This is a genomic window from Hyphomonas oceanitis (assembly GCF_036964545.1).
Taxonomy (GTDB): domain Bacteria; phylum Pseudomonadota; class Alphaproteobacteria; order Caulobacterales; family Hyphomonadaceae; genus Hyphomonas; species Hyphomonas oceanitis.
In genome coordinates this window covers 112591-134195 of record NZ_JBALTL010000005.1, presented here as the reverse complement: position 1 = coordinate 134195, position 21605 = coordinate 112591, and the positions used below count along the sequence as shown (strand labels likewise).

Annotated in this window: 16 protein-coding genes and 1 tRNA gene; 10 read left to right on the top strand and 7 right to left on the bottom strand. The window is 58.2% G+C overall.

What is annotated here, in order from left to right; translation table 11 throughout:
- Nucleotides 1-107 precede the first annotated feature (107 nt).
- Entirely contained in the window at nucleotides 108-662 is a 555-nt protein-coding gene (locus V7651_RS14295) for a cupin domain-containing protein (protein ID WP_335613542.1), read from the top strand.
- The gene (locus tag V7651_RS14290; RefSeq protein WP_335613541.1) at nucleotides 659-1351 is read left to right on the top strand and encodes a DUF6134 family protein; all 693 of its coding nucleotides are present in this window, start codon (nucleotides 659-661) and stop codon (nucleotides 1349-1351) included. Before V7651_RS14295 ends, V7651_RS14290 begins: the two co-directional genes overlap by 4 nt.
- Nucleotides 1352-1367: 16 nt before the next feature.
- Here the strand turns inward: V7651_RS14290 and V7651_RS14285 are convergent, their stop codons facing one another.
- A complete protein-coding gene (locus tag V7651_RS14285) occupies nucleotides 1368-3929 on the bottom strand; it encodes an AsmA family protein (protein WP_335613540.1) in 2562 nt (853 codons plus the stop codon).
- Nucleotides 3930-4093: 164 nt separating this feature from the next.
- Here V7651_RS14285 and V7651_RS14280 point away from each other — a divergent pair.
- Nucleotides 4094-4170: transfer RNA gene (locus V7651_RS14280), tRNA-Asp, on the top strand.
- A 374-nt stretch (nucleotides 4171-4544) separates the two neighbouring features.
- On the opposite strand, the gene V7651_RS14275 is transcribed toward V7651_RS14280, so the two are convergent.
- Nucleotides 4545-6659 (bottom strand): TonB-dependent receptor, encoded by a 2115-nt coding sequence (locus V7651_RS14275; protein WP_035541317.1) that lies wholly within the window; start codon nucleotides 6657-6659, stop codon nucleotides 4545-4547.
- Between the two features lie 352 nt (nucleotides 6660-7011).
- On the opposite strand from V7651_RS14275, the gene V7651_RS14270 reads away from it, so the two are divergent.
- Nucleotides 7012-8355: a neutral/alkaline non-lysosomal ceramidase N-terminal domain-containing protein gene (locus V7651_RS14270; protein ID WP_335613539.1), complete on the top strand. Its 1344-nt coding sequence runs from the start codon at nucleotides 7012-7014 to the stop codon at nucleotides 8353-8355.
- Nucleotides 8356-8660: 305 nt separating this feature from the next.
- Here V7651_RS14270 and V7651_RS14265 read toward each other — a convergent pair whose 3' ends face one another.
- Both V7651_RS14265 and V7651_RS14260 read right to left on the bottom strand, forming a co-directional pair.
- Entirely contained in the window at nucleotides 8661-9809 is a 1149-nt protein-coding gene (locus tag V7651_RS14265) for an alpha/beta hydrolase fold domain-containing protein (RefSeq protein WP_335613538.1), read from the bottom strand.
- Between the two features lie 38 nt (nucleotides 9810-9847).
- Nucleotides 9848-11224: an MFS transporter gene (locus tag V7651_RS14260; RefSeq protein WP_335613537.1), complete on the bottom strand. Its 1377-nt coding sequence runs from the start codon at nucleotides 11222-11224 to the stop codon at nucleotides 9848-9850.
- A 134-nt stretch (nucleotides 11225-11358) separates the two neighbouring features.
- On the opposite strand from V7651_RS14260, the gene V7651_RS14255 reads away from it, so the two are divergent.
- From V7651_RS14255 to V7651_RS14240, 4 genes are all read left to right on the top strand, one after another.
- Nucleotides 11359-12261, top strand: coding sequence for an ROK family protein (locus V7651_RS14255; protein ID WP_335613536.1), 903 nt, complete (start codon nucleotides 11359-11361; stop codon nucleotides 12259-12261).
- A complete protein-coding gene (locus V7651_RS14250; protein WP_335613535.1) occupies nucleotides 12258-13142 on the top strand; it encodes an alpha/beta hydrolase in 885 nt (294 codons plus the stop codon). Before V7651_RS14255 ends, V7651_RS14250 begins: the two co-directional genes overlap by 4 nt.
- A 38-nt stretch (nucleotides 13143-13180) precedes the next feature.
- The gene (locus tag V7651_RS14245) at nucleotides 13181-14242 is read left to right on the top strand and encodes an alpha/beta hydrolase (RefSeq protein WP_335613534.1); all 1062 of its coding nucleotides are present in this window, start codon (nucleotides 13181-13183) and stop codon (nucleotides 14240-14242) included.
- A 158-nt stretch (nucleotides 14243-14400) separates the two neighbouring features.
- Nucleotides 14401-15528, top strand: a complete 1128-nt coding sequence (locus V7651_RS14240) for a glycoside hydrolase family protein (protein ID WP_335613533.1) — start codon at nucleotides 14401-14403, stop codon at nucleotides 15526-15528.
- Between the two features lie 17 nt (nucleotides 15529-15545).
- Here V7651_RS14240 and V7651_RS14235 read toward each other — a convergent pair whose 3' ends face one another.
- From V7651_RS14235 to V7651_RS14225, 3 genes are all read right to left on the bottom strand, one after another.
- On the bottom strand, nucleotides 15546-16544 hold the full coding sequence (locus V7651_RS14235; protein ID WP_335613532.1) for a LacI family DNA-binding transcriptional regulator: 999 nt from the start codon (nucleotides 16542-16544) through the stop codon (nucleotides 15546-15548).
- 320 nt (nucleotides 16545-16864) lie between these two features.
- Nucleotides 16865-18139: an SGNH/GDSL hydrolase family protein gene (locus V7651_RS14230; protein ID WP_335613531.1), complete on the bottom strand. Its 1275-nt coding sequence runs from the start codon at nucleotides 18137-18139 to the stop codon at nucleotides 16865-16867.
- A gap of 55 nt (nucleotides 18140-18194) precedes the next feature.
- On the bottom strand, nucleotides 18195-18941 hold the full coding sequence (locus V7651_RS14225; RefSeq protein WP_335613530.1) for a GDSL-type esterase/lipase family protein: 747 nt from the start codon (nucleotides 18939-18941) through the stop codon (nucleotides 18195-18197).
- A 175-nt stretch (nucleotides 18942-19116) separates the two neighbouring features.
- Here V7651_RS14225 and V7651_RS14220 point away from each other — a divergent pair, with 175 nt between their 5' ends.
- Both V7651_RS14220 and V7651_RS14215 read left to right on the top strand, forming a co-directional pair.
- The gene (locus V7651_RS14220; RefSeq protein WP_335613529.1) at nucleotides 19117-19311 is read left to right on the top strand and encodes a hypothetical protein; all 195 of its coding nucleotides are present in this window, start codon (nucleotides 19117-19119) and stop codon (nucleotides 19309-19311) included.
- Nucleotides 19312-19482: 171 nt separating this feature from the next.
- Nucleotides 19483-21585, top strand: coding sequence for a TonB-dependent receptor (locus V7651_RS14215; protein ID WP_335613528.1), 2103 nt, complete (start codon nucleotides 19483-19485; stop codon nucleotides 21583-21585).
- The last annotated feature ends 20 nt before the right edge of the window (nucleotides 21586-21605 follow it).

The following is a 21605-nucleotide window of genomic DNA, read 5'->3' as shown; positions in this document are numbered from 1 at the left end:
CCCAATGCACAACTGCTGCAGCCATGCTTGCGCAAGTGATCCATATGCCCGTCCGCGCCGTACAAGACTTGAAACCATTCATTTACCCTAAAAGGCCGCCCTCGCTGATGACCGAATCCTACGCCGCCTTCATGCTGGATCATGCAGCCGGAAATCATGACGGCGCGCTTGAACTGGCGGGCGACATGCACATGTTGCTGAACCCGAAAGGGGCCGAAACGGCCTGGCTTTGGTCCGTTATTGGCGGCGCGATGCTCGAACAGCGCCCGCCATCCGAGCCGACCAATACCCAAAAAGCCAAGCCATGGCGCCGCAAGGCCCGCAAAATGGCGCAAAGCGCCCGGGATCTGCTGGCAATGGCCGAGTCGTCCCTGGAATGGAAACGCGGCATTTCCGGCATTTCCTATGCAACCACCGGCACGACGGGCGCCAAGTTCATCAAGCTGAAACCCGGCCAGTCTGCTCCGGCCCATGGCCATGGGTCTCTTGAAGCGACGGTCGTCCTCCAGGGCCGGTTCAGCGATGGGCATGGCGTCTACAAAAGGGGGGACCTCGTTCTCGGTGAACCCGGAAAACGCCACAAGCCCGCTGCAGTCGGTGACGAGACGTGCATCTGCTTTATTGCCGAAACCAGCCACCCTCTCTGGAACCTGTTCCGATGATCAGACACGCCTTCACAACGGTCGCGCTTTCCCTGCTGCCTGGGCCTGCATGGGCCGACAATATACCTGCGTCTGGTCCCGGACTGGTCACGGAAAACCCCTGGCAGCCACAGGACGGAGACCGCATTGCCTTTGATGTTCTGCGGAAGGGCAAGCCGTTCGGCACCCATACGGTTTCCTTTACCGTTGCCCCAGACGGCACATTGAAGGCCACAACTGATGTGCGTCTGAAGGCCGGGCTCGGCCCGATCACGGTGTTTCACTACGAACTGGATGCCACTGAAACATGGAAAGACGGCACGCTCGTCGCCCTGAAAGGCGCCGTGGATGACAATGGCAAGGATGGCTCGGTCAGCGCCGTGCGGGCGGGCGATGAGCTTGAGGTAAACGGCACCGAATATACGGGCGAGGCGCCGCTTGGCATCCTGCCATCGAGCCACTGGAACTTTGCGCAGACCCAGGCGAAAGAGCTTCTCTCGACCGAGGACGGCGAACTGCTGAAGGTCAAAGTCATCGACAAGGGCATGGACACGGTCACCGTAGCCGGAAAGCCGGTTGACGCGCACCATTACCTCATGGACTCCGCCATCGATGTCGATCTCTGGTATGATGATCAGGGCCGCTGGGTGAAGTTGTCCTTCGTCGCCCGTGACCAACAGATCGATTACGTGCTGACCCAGCCCTACTAAGCCCGTAGGCCAGAGGCTATTCGCTCTCCGGCGCCGGCGCAGGCTCTTCCTTCTTTTTCTTCTTGTTGAACAGGCCACCCAGAGCGTCGATGGCGGCTTTCTCGGCCGCGTCCTCGATTGTGGGTGCCTTGGTCTCAGGCTCCACGGTTTCCGTGGCTGCGCCGTCGGTGGCGGGTGTGGGCTGTGCCTGATTGCCGCCGAGAACCGTGCCGAGGATTGCGCCTGCATCGCCGCCCAGCTTGCCGGTCAGTTCGTCCTTCAGCTTGTTGCCGAGTTCCGCCTTGAGGGCAGACTGGATGCCCGATGTATCCGGCGAGACCTTGAGATTCGTCCACGCACCTGAAATGCGCACAGGCACCGGAATGCCGTTCAGCTGGATGACGCTGCCATCACCCTGGCCCTTCTTGTCAACACTGGTGGCGAGGCGCATGTCCAGCGACTGGCCGCCAATGTTGATCTTGCCGGACCCGTCAATGCCGAGAACCGGGTTGATCAGTTTCATCAAGTCCACATTGGCGACACCATCCGTGATGGTGAGCACCGTGTCGAAGCTCGTGAAGTCTGTCTCGGCGGATGGCGAGAGAGCCGACGAGAAGTCGAGATTGGCGAGGCTGCCGGTTGTCAGAGCGCTTTGCAGTGACTGGGCGCTTCGCACCAGTTGGGCGACATTCAGACCCTTCAGGGCGCCGTCCGTCAGGTTCGTGGTGACCTTGCCGTCCAGCGCATTGACGATGTCATAGAGCGAGTTGCCGGTCGCCGCGCCCGAGAGCTGGAAGCCGCCGGTGCCGGTCAGCTTGTCAAAGCCGGCGAGCGTGCCGAGCAGGCTCGAAATGCCGACGCCGCTGCCATTCATCGTGAAGTCCATGGCAGGCATGGCGCCCTGTGCGTTGACGTTCAACTTGCCGTTCCAGTTGCCACCGAAGGCCTTGAACTGGGAAAGGTCGGTGGCGAGCTTGCCATTGTTCAGCGTGGTCGAGAGGGCAGCATCGGTCAGCTTGACCTTGCCGATCGTGAGGGCGCTGGTCTTTATCTTGATGTCTGCGTCGACGGCCTTGAGGCCTGCGAGATCCAGCGGCTCCTTGCTCCAGCCGGAATTGGCTGTGGCGGGCTTTTCGGCCGGGTCGCCTTCGCCAAGGAAAGGCGAGAGATCGAGCGGGCCCATGTCGAGGTCGCCGGTGATTTTCGGCCGTTCGCCGGTGAGGTCGACCCCTGCCGTGCCCTTGCCCGTAATATCGTCGAGCGTAAGCGTCAGGCCGGTCAGGTTCAGCTTCTTGAAGCTGCCCTTGATGGCGCTGTCGACCTTGAAGGTTTTGAGCGTCTCGCCGGGCGCCATCTCCACGTCAGCCGCCTTGAGCAGGGCGCGCAGTTCGTTGCTGGAGGCATTGACCTGACCATTGACTGTGCCGTCGCCCCCAAGGCCGACGGCCCCCATATAGCTTGCATTGAGGAGAGCGCCGGTGTGCTTCACGTCGAGATTTGCGAGGTTCAGCGCATCGACCGGGCCTTTGATGGCGCCCTTAAGCTCTACGCGCTCAAGCGCATCGCTCGCTGGAATCTCAATCCCCATCTCGGCGGCGAGATCACCAGCCTGCGGGAGGACAGCGGATAGCTGCCCGTCTACCGTGATTGCCTCACCGAGGGAGACCGTGCCGGTATAGCCAGCGTCGATCAGCTTGCCTTTGATGGTGAGGGTTTCGAACGTGATCTGAGGCGCCTCAAGCGAGCCTGAAAGCGTCGCCTTCACGTCTGCGCCACCGAGTGGGGCGACATTGTATGGCATCTCCACGTCGGCAAACTTGGTTAGATCGGCAATGCTGGGGGCCGAGAGGCTCAGCGTGCCGGCAAGGGCCGACGCGTCGCCCATCGTGATGCTGCCATCATAGTCGGCATTCACAAGGCCTGACTTCAGGCTGAGCTTGGCGGATGCGGGTGAGTTGCTCGTCAGGGCCTCAGGGGAATCGAGATCGAGGGTGACGTCGAATTTTTCGCCCTGGAAAAGGCCGGATGCCTTGATGTCCACGGGCTGGTTCATCGCCTGCATGGAGGCCTGCAGGTCCAGCTCCTTCAGTTCATAGGTGCTGCCGGCCGCATCGTCGCGATAGGTGAGGCTGGCATTTTCAAGCCGGGCGGAGGCAATGCCCGCATCGAAGCCGCCACCGGAGCTTTCATTTGTCTCCTTGGGCTCGGAAGACGTGGCGAACTCCCAATTGGCTTTGCCGTCTGCCAGACGGTGCAAGTCGACATTGGCATCGACGAAGGCAATCTCCTGCACATCGACGCGCCGCGAGAGGAGGGGCAGCCATTTGACCGATCCACGTAGTTCGCCGGCCTCGATCATGTTCGGACGATCAAAGCCTTCAGGGTTGGCCACCGTGACGCCGCCGATGCTGGCGGCGATTCGGGGGAAGACCGAGATTTTGACGTCGCCTGTCAGGGTCACCTCGCGTTGCAGGGCGTTCGTCGCGGCTTTTTCGATCTGATTGCGATAAACATCCTTGGGCACGAGGAAGGGAATCACCAGTGCCGCCACCGCAAGCAGGCCGACAATCCCTGCGATAATAAGCAATATCCGTTTCATGTGGCCGTCCTGTTTGCTGCGAACCAATCCGATAATTGTATAATGTGACCGATGAATGACCAGAGAATAGCAGATAATCGAAAATAGCCTGACGTTACGCGCTTGACCGTCCATCCCCGCTTGATTAGAGAGGCGCTTCGCCGCCTTGCGGCTGAAGAAAATACGCGGGTGTAGCTCAGTCGGTTAGAGTGCCGGCCTGTCACGCCGGAGGTCGCGGGTTCAAGTCCCGTCACTCGCGCCATTTTCTTGATATTACTGACAAAAAATCCCCGCCTTCCTAGCGTTTCGCTCCGGGAAGGCGGGGATTTTTGTTTGTCACCAATATGCATCGCGCTCAGCAGCACTGTGTGCGCCCTCAGCGGCGGCGGGGAACCGACCCTCACATGTCACCTAAAGATCAGCTCAAGGTGCGCCTGGAGGCCGCCAGAGCGCTCACCATAATATAAGTCTGTCAGGGATGCCGCATGCTGGAGAGACTGCGTGTCTCGATCCGGCGCGGACTGTATTTACAGATGCCGCCTGGAGGGGCGGGTGATGCTGATGGGGTTATCGATTGCGATTGCCCAATAGAGGGCTCCCGGCCCCTTACGAGGGCCGGGAGAGAGTCTGGGAGGACTATTGGGAGAACAGGCGCAGGCGGACGCCAACTGTGCGCGGGTTGGGACCAGCGCCGGCCGGAACACCATCGTTGCCGACAAAAGTCGGACCGCGTTCATCGGTCAAGTTGGTACCGAACAGTGAAAGCTCATAGGTTTCAGTGCGCATGCCGAGTGTCATGTTCGCCAGGCTGTACGGATCAGCGATCGCGCCGTTCGACTGGAGACGGTCGCCATTGCGGCTGTAGCCGATATTACCGAAGCCTTCGATGTTCGCCGTGATGTCCCGCGTGTAGGCGGCATCAATCCGGTAGTTGGACTCAATCGTGTTGACCAGTCGTGAGCCCGGCTTGAACAGTGGAAGCGCGGCCTGCACGGCAGCATCAACGCGATCAAACTTCGAATCATTGAAGTTACCGACAGCATTCAGGCTTAGGCCTTCAATCGGCGTATCCCAGTGAACTTCAAGGTCGATACCTTTCGACGTACCGTCGCCGAAGTTTGAGAAGCCGTTGACGCCGTCGATGGCGCCCGGCGTGCTGGTTTGCAGATCGGTATATTCGGTCTGATAGAGGTTCAGCCCAAATGTAAGGTTCCGATCAGGCGTACGCCATTTCAGGCCAAACTCGTAGTTCTGCGACGTTTCCGGCTCCAGGCCGACCTGTGCAGGCACGCCGGCCAGCTGGAGTGATTCCACCTGTACCTGCGACTGCACGATACCAGCACGGAAACCCGTCGACGCGGTCACGAACATGGTCAGGTCGTCCGTCGGTAGGTAGGAGAGGTTTACGCGCCACGTGGTCACGTCCTTCTCGGTCTCCAGCGAGCTTGTTGCATCTTCAAACGTGCGTTTGTCGTGATACTGACGAAGACCGACAAGTGGGACGAGCTTGCCATCAAACAGATCATAGCTGACCTCGCCGAAAATGGCGTGGTTCTTCGTGATCGTGTTATTGTCGGCATTGATCATCAGGCCTGGGCGCTCAAGCGTGTTTGCCTGAGGGCCTTCGCCGTCCTGGTAGGACGCGCCGATCAGCCAGTGCAGTGGGCCAGCGCCGGTCGAGTTGGCGCGAACCTCCTGCGCGAACATTTCAGGATAGAACTGGCTGGAGAAGAAGCCCTGCGGCGCGATCGGGATATAGATCCCGAAATTGCCTGTCAGGTCGCTTGTCGCGCTTGTGATCGAGAAGTTCTCAAAATCAATATCGGCCGTGAAGCTCAGCAGTTTGAAGTCGCCGTTGCCATAGCTGGGCTGGCCTGCCGTGTTGGCATAATAGGCCGGTTCGACCGATGCCATGTTGCCGAGGAAGTCCTGGCGTGGCTGGAAGTGCCAGTACTGGGCGCGCAGCGTGATGTTGTCAGTCGGCTTGGCCAGCGCCACAACGCGGACATCGTCATTCTTGGAGCCGTTTACGCCGGTTGCATCCGGCGTGCCGTCATAGGGGCCGAAATATTCGTCGGCCCAGCCCGGGTTATCGGATGTGCCGCCGCTGATGCGAATTGCCAGCTTGTCTTTGATGATTGGAACGGAGACCGCCGCCGCTGCGCCGAAATTGTCGCCCACGGCGTCCTTGGTTTGCGAGGCTTCGAGTTCAGCGCTCCATTCCATGTCGCTGAGGTTCGGATCTTTCGTGTGGAAGATGAACACACCGCCGGACGAGCCTTGCCCGTAAAGCGTGCCTTGCGGACCGCGCAGGACTTCGACACGTTCCATGTCGAGGAAGCGGACAGGTGGCGCGATGCCGAAGTTCGTTACGATGAATGGGACATCGTCGAGATAATAGCCGATCGGGGAATCGCCGTTCGCGTTGCTGCCACCGGCGCCGCGCAGATTGTAGGAGCGCGATGCGACTGACTGGCGCTGGCCTTCATAGGCGCCCGGAACGGTTGAGATGAGATCGTCGATCGTATTGATATTGCGGACCTTGAGGTCTTCGCCACTGAATGCCTGAACGGCAAGCGGTACGCTCTGCAGTTCCTGGGCGCCGGTTTTAGAGGCCGTGACGACGACTGTGTCGAGTTCGTAGTCCTTGTCCTCCGGCTCGGAAGTGCTTGCCTGAGCATAGGCAGAGCTGCTTGCCATGGAGATCGCGATCACCAATGACAATGCGGTTGTGTTACGTGTACGCAGCATTTTGTCCATCCCTAAGGGTCTAGTATTCTTCTGATAGTCCAAACGATTGCATACTCCTAGTTCACGGATAATCCAAGAGTGCAAGAGGGCCGAAAAAATATTTTTGAGAGAGCGTTGCTGAAATACACAACTGGCTGAGCCGACGGTGAAATAGGCTTGCGTAGCTGGCTCTCAGAGAGTCCTTCGGCCTTGCGTGTATCTCAGCAGGGCTTGTGTGGCAGCAGGTCTCGGCCTATGAAAATACAAACGGTTGCAATAATTAAGGCGGCTGTAAGGGAGATTGCCAATGGTCATACAATTCATGAATCGAAATCTATTTGAGCCAGCGCAAAAGCTGCTGGCGCGATGCAGTGTGAGTCTTGCTACCTGGCGGGCACCTGCAATCGCGGGCGCACTTTGCCTTGCTGCGCCGATGGCGGCCCATGCCGGACCACTGCAGGTGGGGGCCGCCAAGGTCGACATCACGCCGTCGCCACTGCCCGAGAATTTTCTAGGCGTGCTCGATCCGATTTATGCCCGCGCCATAGTTGTTGAGAGCGACGGTAACCGTGCAGCATTCATCACGGTCGATACGGGTGGAATTTCCACCGACATCTGGAAAGCCGTCAGCGAACGTACCGCGAAAGAGCTTAGCATACCCGTGGACCAGATGATGCTGACGGCCACCCACACGCACAGCGTGCCTTTTGGCAGAAAGGGTGATGCCTATGTCGAGCTGATCTACCAGTCCGTTAAGGATGCTGCCGCCGCGATGCAGCCAGCCCAGATGGCCTATGGAACGGGCGTTTCCTACATCAATGTGAACCGCAACATCATTGATCCGGAGACGCATCGCTGGTGGGAAGGCCCCAATTATGACGGGCCGACCGACAAAACGGTGGCTGTTGTCAGGTTTGAAACGCCGAAGGGTGCGCCGATCGCGGTCTACTACAATTATGGCGTTCATGCCGTTCTGACGGGCAACCTGGACCTCATCAGCGGGGACCTGCCCGGTGCCGCGTCAGCCTATATTGAGGACTCGCTGGGCAAGGATGTGGTGGCTGTCTATTCGAACGGCGCAGCCGGTGACCAGAACCCCATCTATTTCCAACAAACCTATGATCTGCGGGCGATCCGCATTGATGACTATGCCGCACGCGGTGAGGACATCAGCAATGGCATGCCGCCGGGTGGTCAGGGTATGGATCGCGGCAACCCGGAAGTTGCGAAACTGATGGAGCAGCAGAAGCAGATGAATCTTTCGATGGGCCAGATGCTCGGCGAAGAAGTGCTTCACGTGATGCGCCGCTCGCTTGAGCGGCCCGTTTCTGACGCGACCATTCGCGGTATGCGCAAGACGGTGTCCTGCCCGGGCCGCGTGCGGCTCGACAAGGGCCGCGCAGGCTATGCTGGCCAGTATGAAGATGCAGATCCTGTCGACATCCAGCTGAGCCTGCTAAAGATCGGCGATACTGTGATTGGCGGCGTGAATGGTGAGGTCTTTACAACCATTGCCCAGCGCTTCAAGCAACTGTCCCCCTACAAGCATACGATGATGACGACCCTGACAAATGGCACAGCCAAATCGGGGTACATTCCGAATGACGCGGCTTATGGGCAGTACACGTTCGAAGTTGTTTCCTCGCGCCTGAAGCCAGGTTGCGCAGAGACGGCGATTGCCGAAGGCCTTGTCGATCTGATTGACGCGGTCGAGTAGAAGTAAAGGCGACATTCGTCGGCTCAGCCGAACCGTTTATCCGATACATTCAGGGCGCGCATCTGCATAGGCAGGTGCGCGCTCTTTTCTTTGGGGCGATGCGGCGAGGAAGTGGCCTGCGGGCACTCGGCCAAGGCTTGCCAGTATGAGGCGTCCATACGGACAGATAAAAAAGGGGCGCCGTGCTGTCGCGCGGCGCCCCGAGGCTTAGAGGAGGAAGTCTTCTTCGGTGGTGGGGTATCCGAATTAGACCTCCGTCTGGTCCGGTCATGTACTATGAGCCGGATCATCCCAGATGGATCGTCTTATCTGCCAAGATGGCTGTTGAAGAAGTCGATCATGACCTTGTAGGCGTCGCGAGATTCCGGGACGTCCGGATTGTAGAAGAAGCCGTGAAACATGCCTTCCCAGACATGGAGGTCGGTTTCGACGCCGAGCTTCACAAGACGGCTGTGCGTGTAGACAGCTGCGCTCATTTCGAACCCGCGCGTGCCTGTAATGATTTGGGTCGGCGGGAAGCGGGAAAGGATTTCATCGGACTCTGTCGGAGCAACAAGCGGATCATAGGGGTCGGCTTCTGACAGATAGGGCATGAGTGAGCGTGCCGGTTTGTCGGAGGCGGGCTCCTCTGTCGGCGGAGCCATGAAGCGTCCTTCACCGATGGCTGTGGCAGTATAGTTGGCATCACCACCAAAGCCTTTCACGGGTGGAGCGGCGCCGGCGCAATAGATGCCGATGGCGCCGGGCATAGGCAGGTCATGGGCCTGGAACCAAGCCATGGACATGCCGGTCAGCATGCCACCGGCGGAGCACCCGTAGATGCCGATATTTTCTGGCGCATAGGTTTTCAAAAGCTCGGTATAAACCTTGGCGACATCTTCGCTGGCGGCCGGAAACTTGTATTCGGGCGCCTGGCGATAGTCCACGGCAACGACACGGAAGCCACCAAGCGACGCCAGCGGAACGGACTCAAGTTCCGCGCAAGCAGGCCAGCAGGTTATGAAGCCGCCGCCATGTAGATCGATCAATACGCGGTCTTTTTGCGCATCGGAGACGCCACCAACGGGGGTGTAATCATAAACGTGAACACCGCCCATACTGGTGTCGGTCTTGCTAAAGGGATAGAGCTCTGCCTGCCGGTCCATGTAGGTTTTCAGAAACATGGGGGCGCCGATTTCTTCGACTTCCTTGATCATTTCCGGATTTTGCATCGCGGTCAGGTGGTCGGTTAGGTATGCCTTGCCCTCGGGGCTGAGATAGTCAGACACCGGCACGGACATGGCCGGTACCAGCACTGTGCCATCCGGCTTAACGACGACTTTAGCGGCGGTAGGCGGTGTGGTCTCCGGTGCTGGCGCGCTGGCGCAGGCCGCAATGGCGAAAACAGAAAGGGCCATCGCGCAGGCGACTGCGAGACGTCCGGGTTTTCGTTGGGAGTTTGGCTGTATATCCATTTCTCTTCTTCCTGGCGTCATTGTGAGATTGTCGAGCTTCATTGGTCTGCTGCCATCGCGGCGCCGTCAGCGGTAGCGACTTCGGTTTTGACCCACCAGACGGCAGCGGCAGCGCAGAACATGCAGACGCCGCAAAGGCGCAGTACATTGCGCGCGTCACCGCCCAGCAGCGGTTCGTAGTAGAAGGGCAGGGTGGCCGCGAGCAGCAGCATCGGGATCACGATCATCATGTTGAAGATGCCCATGTAGACGCCCGTACGATCTGGCGGGATGGCATTCGAGAGGATGATGTAGGGATTGCCCATGATGGACGCCCAGCCGATGCCTATGCCGATGGCCGGAATGAACAGCATCCACTTCTCCAAAGCGAAGGGCAGACTAAACATGCCGATGCCCGCCAGGATGAGACAGAGGGCGTGAATGCGATGTGCGCCAAGCCTTTTTGCGAGCGGGACCATGGCGAAGGCCAGAACGAAGCCCAGCCCGTTATAGAAGGCTGCCATTTCGCCATTCGCAAGAACCGCTGAGCGGAAACCATCCGAAACAGCATCAGACGTACCGTAAACCGAATGCCCGATCGAGTAGACGACATAGGCCCAGTAAGCGGCCATGGCATACCACTGGAACAGGCTCATCAGAGCAAGTTTGCGCATCGCAATTGGCATTTCGATGATCGCCTGCCAGATCTCCGCGAAGACCGGGAGGAAGCCTTTCGGCTTGGCATCAATGGCGGCCTCTTCCTGAGGCGTCAGGGGCAGTTCCGGAACGCGGAGAATGGACCAAAGGATCGTTGTGAGTGAGAGAAATGCGCCGATCATAAAGGCATAGCGTGTAACATATGGAATGTTGTGGCTGTCGATGGCGTTCATGTTCATGCCAAGCACGTAGACCATGAAGGACGGGGACAGGAAGGCCAGCATCTGTGCCAGCCCAGTGAACGCACTTTGTGTCAGGAAGCCGAGTTGTCGCTGCTCGGGTTCAAGCCGGTCGCTGACATAAGCCCTGTAAGGTTCCATTGTTATATTGTTGCCGGCATCGAGGATCCATAGCAGGCTGGCCGCCATGAGGATCGATGAGCTGAGCGGCATGAAGAACAGGCCTAGCGAGCACAGAATGGCGCCGAAGATGAAATACGGGGTGCGTCGACCCCATCGCGATTTGGTCTTGTCGCTCAATGCGCCGATGATGGGCTGAACAATCAGGCCTGTCATCGGGCCGGCTAGCGTCAGAATGGGAAGCGCTGCTTCATTTGCCCCGAGATAGGAATAGATCGGGCTCATGTTGCCTTGCTGCAGACCGAAGCTGAACTGCAGGCCGAGGAAGCCGAGGTTCATTTCCAGTATGCGCAGGACGCTTACGTGCGGCCGGGGTGTGACCCGCTCATGTGCGGGCGCGGTGCCTGTAGACTGAACCATTTTGGCCTCCCAGCCCTGAAATTTTTATGAGATCATCAGGATCAGACTTGCTTATACGAGGCATGTTTGCGTCATACAACAATCGATTGCTTTTTTGCGCCGACCGTGGGAATTTTAAGCTCGGGAGTGCGCAAATGTCTAAACAAAATGGTCTTTTGGTCGGCGGCGTGGATGGCGGCGGAACCACATTCAAATGCTGTATCTCCACGGCCGAAGGCGAAATACTGAGGTCTGAACGCTTTGTCACGGCAAGGCCTGAAGACACGATGGACGCCTGTTCTGATTTCTTTGTGCGCTGTGCCAAGGCCGGCCAGCCGCCCGAGGGTATTGGGATTGCCTGTTTTGGTCCACTCGATATTGATCCTCAGTCTGCTAACTATGGCTCCATCCTGAATACGCCAAAGGCTGGCTGGAGCGGATTCAATGTCAGGAATGAGCTGGCCGACAGGACGGGGCTGCCTGTTAGTGTCGATACAGATGTGAACGGCGCGCTGGGGGCCGAAATGGCCTGGGGCGCGGCGCGCGGCGCGAAGAGCGCCGTTTACGTGACCGTTGGAACGGGAATAGGCTCGGGAATATTCGCCAATGGCGACTTTCTTGGCCGGCCGAGCCATCCGGAATTCGGCCATATCCGTGTGACGCGGCATCGGGATGATATCTACGGAGGGTCCTGCAGCTTCCATGGCGACTGCTTGGAGGGGCTGACGAGCGCGCCTGCGGTGGAGGCGCGGTTTGGTCCGCCCGAACTGATGGCGCCGGATCATCCCGGCTGGGAAATCGTGGCCTGCTATCTTGCGCAGGCGTGCATCTCGCTGACCCTGACACTGAGGCCTGAAAAGATCGTTCTGGGCGGTGGCTTGTTGCTTGCGCCCGGGCTGATTGATCACATTCGCGAACAGTATGCCGCCATGCTGAACGGCTATCTCGACATGCCGATAGATGCTGTCGCGCAGCTGATTGTTCTGCCTGGGCTTGGCGACAATGCCGGATTGCTGGGCGGCGCCAAGTTGGCCTTGCAGAGCTTGGTGAGCCAATGACAGATTCTGCTGAGCGGCTGGCGCTTGAGACTTGGGCCAAGGGGGAGAAAATTTTGCTGTGGCCTGACGGCGTGCCAGGCTGCGCATTCGCTGCGCAGGCGCTTCCTTCTGGCTGGCCGCAAACCCAGCTACGGAATATCGCGCAGCCTTATATGCGTCTTTTCCGTCCGGAACGCGCTAACGGCCGGAGCCTTCTGGTTATTCCCGGCGGGGCCTATAAGTTTGTGTCCATTGCCAATGAGGGCGTTGATATTGCCCGGTCAATGACCGCCGAAGGCTATACTGTTTTTGTGCTTGTCCACCGTTTACCATCTGAAGGGTGGGGGCAGCCGTCTGAGGTGGCACTTCAAGATGCGCGGTGCGCTTTGGTCCTTATTGGCGAGATGTCGGCGACGCTTGGGACGGACGTGACTCAAGTGCATGTCATCGGCTTTTCCGCTGGCGGGCATCTCGCTGCGTCACTTGCCACGCGGCCGGGGGATGGGGCGACAGATACGCCGTCTCTAAGCTCGATGGGGCTTATTTACCCTGTGATTTCGCATGAGAAGCGGATCGGGAACGCGTTGTCGACGCAAAGCCTTCTTGGCGACAATCCTTCGGAGAGCAGGGTCGCGCTGCACTCGCCTGCAGGACATGTTTCGGCAAATTCACCGCCCGGGTTTTTTGTGCATGCACTCGATGATGCTGACGTTCCATCGGAGAACAGTCTTGTCATGATCAGGGCCATGCAGGCTGCTGGTCGTCCAGTAGAGCTACATCTGTTTGAAGAGGGTGGTCACGGATTTGGCCTCGGGGCACCGCACCTGCCGGTGAGGCAGTGGCTGGGGCTCTATTGTGACTGGCTCGACCGGAAAAATACCAAGCCAGAAAGCGCAGCGTGATGCGCAAATACAGAAAAAATATAGAGGAGACGTAGAGGATGGTTGATTTCAACAGACGACAGTTCGCCATGCTGGGCGGCATTACCTTGCTTGGCACGCTTGCGGCTGGCTCGATCGGAGCGTGCGCCTCGGCGCCCGAAGCGATCGCCAGCAATGATCTGAGTATGGTCGACCCGGAGCTGCGCGAAGCCGCAGGAAGAATTCTGGAGATGTCGTCCAAGGGCGGCGGGTTTTCGGACGCGACCCTGCAAGCATCGCGTGAGCGTGGCGCTTCTTTTGTGCGACCTTTCTTGCCCGATGTGCCGGTGGTCGGGCGGCAGGTTCCTGGCGCATCTGGCATGCCGGATGTGACCGTTTACGTGGTAAATGGCGGGGGCGAGGCGGCGCGTCCTGCCATCCTTCATACACACGGTGGTGGTCACATTCTCGGGTCTGCGAAAGGGGATGTGCCTTACCTTCAGGCGATGGCACGCGAGCTCGATTGTGTGGTCGTAACGGTTGAATACCGTCTTGCGCCCGAAACTAAATATACCGGGTCGGTAGAGGACAATTATGCGGGGCTGCTCTGGCTCTACAGAAATGCCGACGCGATCGGCGTGGACAGGTCGCGTATTGCCCTGCTGGGTGAAAGCGCCGGCGGAACGCATGCGGCCTTGCTCGCGATTGCAGCGCGTGATCGTGGTGAAGTGCCTATTGTTCTTCAGGCGCTGATATATCCGATGCTTGACGACCGGACGGGCAGCACGCGTTCCGTACCACCCTTCATTGGTGCGATTGGTTGGGATGCTAAGTCCAACGGCTATGGCTGGACGTCATTCCTGGGACAGGAGGCTGGAAGCGCGAGTGTTCCGGCAGCCGGTGTGCCGGCGCGCATTGCCGATCTAACCGGACTGCCGCCCGCATTTATCAGCGTCGGTGCACTCGACTTGTTCGTATCGGAGGACATCCAGTATGCGAACCGCCTCATCGATTCTGGTGTCCCGACCGAGTTGCTGGTGGTTCCGGGAGCCTTCCACGGGTTTGATCGTGTGGGAGCCGAAGCGGCCGTTTCGAAGCGTTTCGATGCTGCAAAGATGGCGGCCTTCCGGCGCGCTTTTTAGCCAGCCGTCGTGACGCGCTCTTCGCAATAAGCCAAGCCATTGCGCATCGTGTCAGACGCGACGAATGAATATAGCAATCGATTGTATAATGCGATAAACAAACAATCGAAACGCCAATGCCTGATAGGACGCGTACCAGTCCGGGGACGAAGGATCGTATGAGATCGAAAGTAATTGTGAATGTCCCCGAGGCATCGTCAACGCGCTTTACACACGGTATCGCGCACCCCGAGCTGTGGCTGTGGGATTCGTGGACGTGCAAGTCTGAGGGCAGGTACCACCTGTATTGTCTGGCTTTTGCCCGAAAGGATTCAGAGGGGCGTCCAACATCTCCAGCCCAGAGAAACGATTTCAAATTCCATATCCGGCATTTTGAAAGCGAAGATGCAGGTGAATCATGGCGTGACCGGGGTGCTGTCGTGCAATCCACGTCGGAGCCAAATGCGACCCTGAGCGATAATGTATGGAGCGGGTCTACCCACATAGACAGCGATGGCACATTTCTGTTCGCTTATACGGGCTTGCCAAGTGTGTCGAAGGACCGGCGGTTTCTCCAGACAATTTGCATCGCAGAAGGCGCCGATCCGGGCGACGTGTCCCGCTTGCCACTGGCAGCTGTGTCCGATCCTTTGCGGGATTACGACTCCATTCGTGCGGCCGGTTACTTCCTCGGTGAACGCGAAATGCTCGGTGCAAATTGCGGTGAATCCGGCGGTCCCATCCTGGCTTGGCGTGACCCTTTCCTTTTCAGACATGAAGGCAGCATTCATGCGCTCTGGGCCGCCAAGGCGGGGGCCTTGCAACCTGCTGTGGCACATGCGAGCCTGCGCCGGAATGAGGGCGGTGGCTTCGTCGTTGACGAGCTATTTCCGCCGATGCTGTTGCCTGATGGGGATGCGTTTACGCAAGCCGAGGTGCCGAAGGTCTATTTCGACGACAGCAACCAGAAATGCTGGCTCATTATATCTGCCTGCAATCGTATCTCCGAAGATCAGCCTGATGATGAAATTGTTAAAGATCAGCGCTTGTATGTCAGCGACAAGCTTCGCGGTCCGTGGATCGCATATCGCGGGACGACGAGTGTCGTACCGGATATCGAGCATCTGTTTGGCGCCAGCGTAATGGACGCCGACTTTGCCGCCGGTCAGCTCAGGCTGATCGCTCCCTATACTGAAATGGCGGATTCCTCACTGCAGCTGACATTTGCGCCGGTCAAGACTGTGGTGCTCCCAGAGCAGGAGCGGCTGGCGACACTATTGGGAAGAAGCATGGCTGACGGGTTTTAGCCAGGGTGGGCGATGCCTTACCTATTTGGAACGCTGGACTGACGGACGACCAGTTCAGTATTCGTAAGGCGTGACCTGACGCGCTCTCCGTTTATCTTTTTCAGGAGGAGGGAGACCAAGAGCTCTCCGCCTTGCGCAATGTTCTGATTAATTGTGGTCAGCGCTGGCGTTGATAGTGCGGACTGGCCGATATTGTCATAGCCCACGACGCTGACGTCGTTCGGCACACTCAACTTGACCGAATGAAGAGCGTGGATGGCGGCCATGGCCAGAACATCCGATGCTGCGAAAATCGCATCGAATTCGACGCCTGACTTCGCAAATTCGATCACAGCTTTGTAGGCTTTCCTACCGCCAAAGTTGACGGGAAGGATAAGGCGCTTGTCATGGGACCTGCGGGCTTTGGTGTGGACTGCGGCAAAGCCGTCATAGCGCAGTTGAACTTCCGGAAGCGAAACGTCGCCGAGAAAAAGGATGCGGCGTCGGCCGACGGAGAAGAGGTGCTCAGCGGCCAGACGACCACCTTTTTCGTTGTCGCTCCCGACAAAGGTGTAGCGGTTGTGTGCAAATCGGCCGCCCCAGACGACGACATTCTTGCGAAGGTCGCTGGCTTCGTTCAGTCGATCCGAACGGCCGGCCTGTCCGATCACGATAAGGCCATCGGCACGGCCCGTCTGGAGGAGGCGGCGCTCGGCAATTTGGCTTTCAGATTGTGGAAGGCTGATAACAAGATCATAGCCTGCGCGCGCGGCGGCGTTGGACACGGCGCCCACCATTTCGAGGTAGAACGGATCCGAAATTGTCTGCTCGGATTTGGCATCAATCGGGATAACGATTCCGAGCATATTGCTGGACTGACGCCGCAGGCTTTGTGCTGAGGCATTGACCACATAACCGAGCTCATCGGCTAGTTTCATAATGTGGTCTTTGGTCTTTTGTTTCACGAGAGGGCTGTCAGCCAGCGCGCGTGATACTGTCGAAATATCAACCTGGGCCTGCTTCGCCAGCTCGCTCATGGTTACGCGCTTGTTCATTGATTTTGCTCCAAAGTCGCGCCTGCCCACGCCGGGTATCTCTTATCGACCACTCCGAGAAATACAAGAATATTGTAAAACCATACGGGGCATTTCCCGCGATGCAAGGAAGCGTGGCGTCGCGGCCGACGAATCGGATGTAGCGTGGGCGGCCATATGATCACGGTCAGTGCGCTCGCGGCCTTCTGCCCAGCAGCCTTTAGTGTGCTTTTTTGCAGGCTCGGGCACGTCGGTGCTGCTCGGCTGGAACTCGCCCCCCTATATCGGGAGGGTAGGGTCGGACGTTCAGACGGTACGTTGTTTTACCGGAAGAGATCTAGGTCGATGGCGTCTGCCATGGCGCGGTAGCCAGCGTCCGAGGGGTGGATTGAGTCGCCTGAATTATATGCTCTCGCCAGACGGCCTTCGTTATCCGGGTCGCGCACGATTGCGTCGAAGTCGATGACGGCGTCGAAAGCGGCGCTGTTACGGATCCAGTCGTTGACTTCCTGCCTGATCACTTCCTTTCCTTCCGTGGCGTAGCCGGGAAGGGGGGAGCCCAGATCAGGCGTGAGTGTGGCGCCGATAATTGTGACGCCGCGCGCGTGCGCTCTGCTGATCAGTTGTGAGTACGCTGCAATGATGTCGTGTGTGCCGAGGGTTCGGTATGAGTCGGACATACCATTCAGGGTGAGCCCGCTGAGGCCGATGTCATTGATGCCCTCCATCAGGATGATGTGGGTTACGCCGGGAACTGACAGTGCATCGCGATCGAATCGCGTGAGCGCGCTTTCTCCAAGTACGCCTTCTTCGAGCAGACGGTTGCCGCCAATTCCCTGGTTGGCAATCGCAATATTTTGCAAGCCTTCCGCCCGGAAACGTGCTGCGAGGTAGTCTGGCCAACCGCGCGTCAGCGGATCTGCGCTGCCATTGCCGTCGGTAATGGAATCGCCAAAAGCAACGATAACGCGGTTCACGCTCGGATTGTCGACAAGTATGGCCGTTACGAGGGGGCGCGCCACAATGGTCTCGGCGCCTTCGAGAACTATCTCGGCTGTTCTGTCATCGCCTGGCAGCATGCTGACGACCAGCTGCTTGTCAGCCTGGGGCGGGCTAACGGGACCCACCAGGTGGACGCTGACTGCGAGTACATTGCCCGAGGCGACAGGCAGTGCCACTGGGTCACTCCAGACCGTTCCGCCGGAAAGCAGCGAGACACCGACTTGATCGTTGAATGAAAGCTTTTGCATCGTTTCGGGCATGATGCCCGTGGCGTCAGTCAGCGCGATGGTGGCGCCGTCAATGGCAAGCTTTGGCACGCTCGGGCCACCGGACAACGCGATGCGTACCGAGTTGCCTCCCGCGCTGACACGCATGAGATAGCGGAGGTTTCCCTCAAGTTGCGGCGTGGTGACGCCCGGGGGCAGGATCTCGGGCGGGATTGGCGTCGAGGGGCTGCTTGTCCAGGTGGCGACCCAATTGGGGCGGGCGGTCGCTGGCTGTTGCGTGTCCTGTATGGTCGTGCAGGCGGCAGCAACAAGAATACCCGTTGCGAGCAGCGTATATCTGACTGCGGCGCAAATAGGGGTACTGAGCATGAGGGACATCCTTTGAAATCGGTCGGCGCTGCGGATCGGTGGTCAGGGGCAGGCGCTAGTTTCCGGCCTTATCGACGGCTTTTTGAATCGCGACGACGGCATCGTCGTGCATCGCAGCGTACCCAAGACGTTGGGGGTGCACGCCGTCATGTGTATAGTCGCCCTTCATCTCGCCCTCGTCGCCAACCAGATTGGCGTAATAGTCCACATAGACGGCGCCGATCTCTTCGGCATAGTCCTTGAGCCACTCATTGAGCGAGGCGATGCGCTCTACAGGCTGGATGTCCGCGCGCCAGCCAAAGGACTTCGCAGGCGGGATACTGGCGAGGATAACGACAATGTCCTGGCTTTGCGCCATGGCGGCCATGGCGCGAATGTTCGCTTTGTAGTCCTCGTCGCGCACAAAACCCGTGTTTTCGGCAAGATCATTCGTGCCGGCCATTATATGGACCGCTGTGGGATGAAGGGCGACCACGTCCTGCCAAAAGCGGGCGACCATCTGTGTGCTCGTCTGGCCACTAATCCCGCGGCCAATCACGCCGTCGGTAAAGAGGTCGGCATCTCCGACGGTCCAGAATTCGGTAATCGAGTCGCCCATGAATACGGCTCTCGGCGCTGGTCCGTCGGAAAGAGCCGCGTTGGCCGCCTTATATTTGCAGACGTAGGCCCAGTCGTTTTTCTGGCGATACTTCTCGCCCTCCTGTAGCGTGGCCAGTTCCGGCGCGCCCATAATCGACTGGTGGGTAAAGTTGCTCGCCGGATCGAGAAGGTCATGAACGACGCCCGCCATGAAAGTTGTCACGGTCGGATCTTCTGTCTGGCACGGCGGCGGTGCGTCTGCCGGCTCCGGTTGAGCGTTTGCAGTGAAGTGTAGTGCGGCAAGGGCGACTGAAAGAACCAGGGCATTTGGCAAGCGGACAAGCGGATAGTTTTTCACTTCGAATTCCCTTCAATGCGTATTTTGTTTTGAGATGGGCATGACGATACCGAATACGCAATGTTCGTCATCAAGTGTTTATATGGCTAACAACACCGGTATGATCGATGCGGACAATCGATTGTATTATAGTGATGCAATCGGTTCAAGCGCGATGTATGCGACCGATTTTGTTCGAACAGCAACAGTCTCCAAATTTTTGATTGAGTGGATTGCGATGCTTCAAGCGCGGTGATAGAGAATTATACAATCGATTGGATAAAAAATCGAGCGACAGGGAGAGGAGCAGGCCATGCGCACTGATTATGCTTGCCGAGATTATTCGGCATCGACAAAAGATATTTTCCGTAAATCCACAGCAATTGGAGGCTTGAAGTCCGCCAGCAGTGCGCTTGTGCTATCGGCTATGGCCGTCATTGCTGTCACTCCAGCCTTTGCGCAGGATGAAGCACCCGCAACAGCGGACGATAGTGTGCGCCGCGAGGCCACAATCGTCGTGACTGCCACCAAGACCGGCGCGCAGGCACTGGAAGACGTGCCGTTTGCCATTCAGGCGTTCAGCGGTGAATCACTGACGAACAGGAACATCCGTGAAGGCGCAGACCTGATCGAGTTGATTCCTGGGGCATCGCAGGTGCAGCAGATTGGCGCTGGCTATCGTATCTTCGCATTCCGTGGAACGGGAGCTGGCGGTCCTGTCGGTGATGGCATGGTAGGCTATTACCTGGATGATACGCCTTTTGGCGTGCCAAATAACCAGACTGCTCCGCCGCTTCAGTACTTTGATATTGAGCGCGTCGAGGTGCTGCGCGGGCCGCAGGGCACGCTTTACGGGCAAGGTTCAATGGGCGGCGCGATCATCTATCGCACCAAGAATCCCGACATGAGCGAGTTCACTACAGAAGGCGAAGCGGCCCTGTCGTCGACGGCGGATGCAAGCGATCCGAACTACAGGATTTCGGCGGCCGTTTCCGTTCCTTTGATCAAGGATAAACTGGGTCTGCGCCTCAGCGGCGGCTATGATTATCAGGCCGGTTATGTGGATGTGTATTCGGATGGTCCAGTGGGCAAACCACGTCTAACCGATGCAAACGATATCACGGCCAAGAACCTCCAGGCCGTGCTGCTCTGGCAACCGACCGATGACCTTTCTGTGCGACTTCGCGCCTGGGAATTCTCGACGGACCAAGACTTCTTGTCTGTCTTCGCGTCTGTTGATCCGCCATATGCGGCAAACCAGGGCGATGTGAATGGCTATGACAAGCGCAAAGCGCGATTCTACTCCAACACGATCAACTATGATTTTAGCAATTTCACGCTGACAAACGCGACCAGCTATCAGGAATCCCTGCCGGGTGGCTTCAGCACCGGTCTTGGCTTGGGCCCACCGCTTGGCACGGGCGTTCTGAAAAATGGTGGCAATTCCGACAGCTTTGTGAACGAATTTCGCCTCGCCACGAACGGCGATGGTCCCTTCCACTGGGTCGGCGGGCTCTATTATCAGAAGGCCGAGGGGCTCTACATATTCAACCTCGACTTCCCGTCACTTTCACTTGATGGCACCACCCTCACAAAAACAGAGAACAGCTCGGTGTTCTCGGAAATCAGCTATGACCTGTTTGGTGGCAAGCTCGTGCCACTGGTCGGGCTTCGGTATTATCAGGACACGCGGACGTCTGAATCCGTCTCCAACGGTGTGCCTGCCAACAGCAAGGCTAATCTCGACGCCACGACGTGGCGTGTGAATCTTGCTTATTACCCGACAGAAGACTGGACGGTCTTCTTCAATGCGGGAACCGGCTTCCGCAGCGGGATCCTGCAATCTCAGGCCCAGGCTGATGCGGTGATCGCTGACGGTGTCCCGACCGACATCTCTCTGCGTCCGGATGAGCTGCGCAATATTGAAGTCGGCGTGAAGGGCTCTCTTCTGAACGGCGCCCTCAATGTCGCGGCAAGTGTGTATGACGTGAAGTTCACTGACTTGCAGGCTGCGTTCAATACATCGATCGGGTTGGCAGCCTTTGCCAACCAGGGTGACGGCAAGACTCAAGGCCTGGACGTTGAGGTCAGGTGGGAAACGCCTGTCGAAGGTCTGAGCCTGGCCGCAATTGCCAACGTGAACAAATCGGAATTCACCAATATCGTTCCTGAGTTTGCGGCAGCCGACCCACGTGCCGGTAACGGACAAACACTTTTCAACACGCCGCCGCATAACGCCCGGCTTGATCTCGATTACTACCGTCCGCTTTCCGGCAAGTGGGAGCTGAACGCAAACGCCTCAGCTACTTTCAACAATACCGGGAAGAACCAAGACGCCTCCGTGGAACTCATTGGTAACTATGAGCTCTTCGATGCGAGCGTGGGCTTCCGTCGTGACAACTACGAGATCCGGCTGTTTGGCGACAACCTGTCAGACGAGCGCGGGCCGACGGCCGCAAACGGCACGACGTTGCTTGCTGGTCCTCGGCCACGGACGATTGGCGTCCAGTTGAGGCTTCTGACGAAATAATGCGTCGCAGTTTGAGCTGA